3 protein-coding genes are annotated in these 3151 nt (G+C 69.7%); 2 read left to right on the forward strand and 1 reads right to left on the reverse strand.

The features are described 5' to 3' along the window. Window positions 1-232: 232 nt before the first annotated feature. Window positions 233-1663 (forward strand): DUF2252 domain-containing protein, encoded by a 1431-nt coding sequence (locus ACFYR3_RS45600; RefSeq protein ID WP_389288319.1) that lies wholly within the window; start codon window positions 233-235, stop codon window positions 1661-1663. A 33-nt stretch (window positions 1664-1696) separates the two neighbouring features. On the opposite strand, the gene ACFYR3_RS45605 is transcribed toward ACFYR3_RS45600, so the two are convergent. Next, window positions 1697-2185 carry a potassium channel family protein gene (locus ACFYR3_RS45605; RefSeq protein WP_389288321.1) on the reverse strand — a complete coding sequence of 163 codons (489 nt, stop codon included), beginning with the start codon at window positions 2183-2185 and terminating at the stop codon, window positions 1697-1699. Between the two features lie 502 nt (window positions 2186-2687). On the opposite strand from ACFYR3_RS45605, the gene ACFYR3_RS45610 reads away from it, so the two are divergent. Next, window positions 2688-3151: IS5 family transposase (locus ACFYR3_RS45610; protein WP_389288323.1), on the forward strand; the 464-nt coding region annotated here is incomplete at its 3' end.

The raw sequence follows: 3151 nt of genomic DNA on the forward strand, positions 1-3151 counted from the left end.
GGGGTGTACCGGTCCGCCGACGGCCGGAGATCGGCGCCGGACCGGGGCGATCCGCGCCGCCATGCGGAGCCCTCGCGACGGATCTACCGTTGAGGGGAAGCCCGGCGCTTATGGACGCTCGATGCCGGACGCCACCAGGCACAGGCGATCGGCACGGCCCACCAGGTGGGGCACGGCAGCGCTCCGACGCCGTGGTTCCCGGGGGCGGCAGAGCCAGGTAGGAGAGCCGATCATGCCCAAGCACGCGACCACGGCCATGCGTACGTCGCCCCACGCGACCCCCGCGGAGCGCGTGGCACTCGGCAAGGAGGCGCGGCGCCGCTGTCCGCGGTCGGGGCACGCCGTGTACAGGCCCGGTTCGAAGAGAACGGACCCGCTGGCGATCCTGGAGGAGCAGTCCGCGGCCCGGGTGCGGGAGTTGGTGCCGATCCGGTACAGCCGGATGACCGAGTCCCCGTTCCGGTTCTACCGGGGCGCTGCGGCGATCATGGCGTCCGACCTGGCCGGCAGTCCCGTCTCGGGAATCGACGCCCAGTTGTGCGGAGACGCCCATCTGCTCAACTTTCGGCTGCTGGCCTCGCCGGAGCGGAAGTTGATGTTCGACATCAACGATTTCGACGAGACGCTGCCGGGTCCGTGGGAGTGGGACGTGAAGCGGCTGTCGGCGAGCTTCGTCATCGCCGCCCGGGCGAACGGCTTCGACGACGCCGAGCGTGCCCGGATCGTGAGCGGCACCGTGCGCTCGTACCGCGACGCCATGCGCCGTTTCGCCGGGATGAGCAACCTCGACGTCTGGTACGCGAAGATCGACGCCGAGCGCCTCACGGACCTCACGACGGGCCAACTCCACAGGAGCGGCCAGAAGAAGCTGGACCGCGCCCTGTCGAAGGCCCGCTCGCGCGACACCGTGCAGGTCTTCGAAAAACTCACGCGCGAGGTCGACGGCCGGCCGATGATCGCGTCGGACCCCCCGCTGCTGGTTTCCCTCGCCGACCTGCTGCCGGACGCCGAACGCACCACGCTGGAGCGCCAGTTCCGCGGACTCATTGAGCGGTACGGGATCACGCTGCCGTCCGACCGGCGGTTCCTCCTGGACGACTACCAACTCGCGGACGTCGCCCGCAAGGTGGTCGGGGTCGGCAGCGTCGGCACCCGGTGCTGGATCATCCTGTTCCTCGGCCGGGACGGCCGCGACCCGCTGTTCCTGCAGGCCAAGGAGGCCGACACCTCTGTCCTCGCCGACCACGTCGGGGCCAGCCAGTACCGCAACCAGGGCGAACGGGTGGTCGCGGGACAGCGGTTGATGCAGGCGGCGAGCGACATGTTCCTCGGCTGGGAACGGGTGGACGGTATCGACGGCAAGCGCCGCGACTTCTACGTACGGCAACTGCGCGACTGGAAGGGCATCGCGATGCCGGAGACGATGACGCCCCTCCAGCTGGAGACCTTCGGCGGCGTCTGCGGCCTCACCCTCGCCCGGGCGCACGCGCGGTCCGGCGACCGGATCGCGATCGCCTCCTACCTGGGAAAGAAGGACTCCTTCGACCGGGCCCTCGTCACCTTCGCGGAGGCGTACGCCGACCAGAACGAGCGCGACCACCAGGCACTCGTCGACGCCGTGAAGGCGGGACGACTGCCCGCGCAGGACGTTCCCGCCGGCTGACCGACCCCTCGGACGCCCGGCGCGACCGGCCGGCTATTCCGCCCCGCTCTGCGCTCGCCGGCCCTGTTCAACCGCGTTTACCAGGACCTGGGCGGCCACGCCGAGCAGCAGAAGGTTGGCCGTGATCTGTCCCGTGACAAGGAGCCGGGCGGTCTCGCTGCGCGGGCTGATGTCGCCGAACCCGACCGTGCTGAACACAGTCATCGTGAAGTTCAGGGCGTCGGTCCTCGACATCGCTTCACTGAAACTGCCGGGGGCGCTGCGGTCCAGCAGGTAGTCGGTCGTGGCGAAGAGCAGCAGAAACAACGGAAGTACCGTCGCCAGCGCCGCCATGGCACGCAGCCGGGGACGCTCGGAACTCACGATCCCGCGCACCTGCCACCCCATGAGCAGCGCCACCGCCAACAGCCCCACCACCAGAGCGAGGGCGGACGTCACCGTGAAGGCCGAGTCCAGCGGCAGCAGGTAATAGGCGGCGACCAGGGCGGTCGCGACCAGGACGCACCGCACCGTCGTGAGCACGACCGTCCGACGTCCACTGCGCCGCTTCCCGTCCACGATCCCCTCTCGGACCCACCCGATGCCGTGCGCCCCTGCCGCCGTGCCCGCTTGTGGACAGCCACTCTCCCCGAACGGTCCCGGTCCCGTACGGACGGCACACCACAAACTCATTGAAATGGCCCGTTTGGACACGCCGACGCCGGAGGACGCACGTTCCCGCTTCCGGTACCGGCCCGGCGACGACGTCCGCGAGCGGGTGGAACACCCGCCTGAACTGGCAGTGGATCGGCTGCGACACGATCGCCTTCGTGACCGTCCTGACCGCCGGTTTCGTCCTGGCGCCTCCGCCTCCGCCGGTGACGAAATAGGCCGGGCCGCGCAGATCGGTTCTCGGCAGGAGGGAACTCTGACGAGGCCGGGGTAGATCCTGGCGGTCCGGTCGTTCAGGTAGTCGTCCGCCTGCCGGCCGGGCGCGGTCCTAAGCGGTGTCTTCAATTGATCTTGGATGGTGGATCATGGTCGGGTGATACGTCGCCATGAACTGTCGGATGCCGAGTGGGAGTTCGTCCGGCCGCTGCTGCCCGGCTCGCTGCGGGGCCGCAAGCGTCTTGACGACCGCACCGTGCTCAATGGCATCGTGTGGAAGTTCCGGACCGGGACCGCTTGGCGGGATGTGCCCGAACGGTACGGTTCGTGGCACACGCTGCACACCCGTTTCCGCCGGTGGGCCCTGGACGGCACGTTCGAGCGCATGCTCCAGGCCGCCCAGGCCGCAGCGGACGCTGCGGGCGACATCGACTGGCTGGTGTCGGTCGACTCCACCGTCGTCCGCGCCCACCAGCACGCCGCCGGGGCGCGAAAAGGGGGCTCCGCAGTCCGGCGCTCGGACGCTCCCGAAGCGGGGTCATCACAAGCCCCCTGGCGGCAAGGCGACGTTCCTCTGCTACCGGCCTACTGCAGCTATGACCCGCCGTCAACAAACCACCG

It is taken from the genome of Streptomyces sp. NPDC005784 (genome assembly GCF_042871525.1).
GTDB lineage: Bacteria > Actinomycetota > Actinomycetes > Streptomycetales > Streptomycetaceae > Streptomyces.

Bases quoted from the DNA above. Each gene is read 5' to 3' on its own strand.
- ACFYR3_RS45600 (WP_389288319.1), top strand. From the start codon at position 233: ATGCCCAAGCACGCGACCACGGCCATGCGTACGTCGCCCCACGCGACC.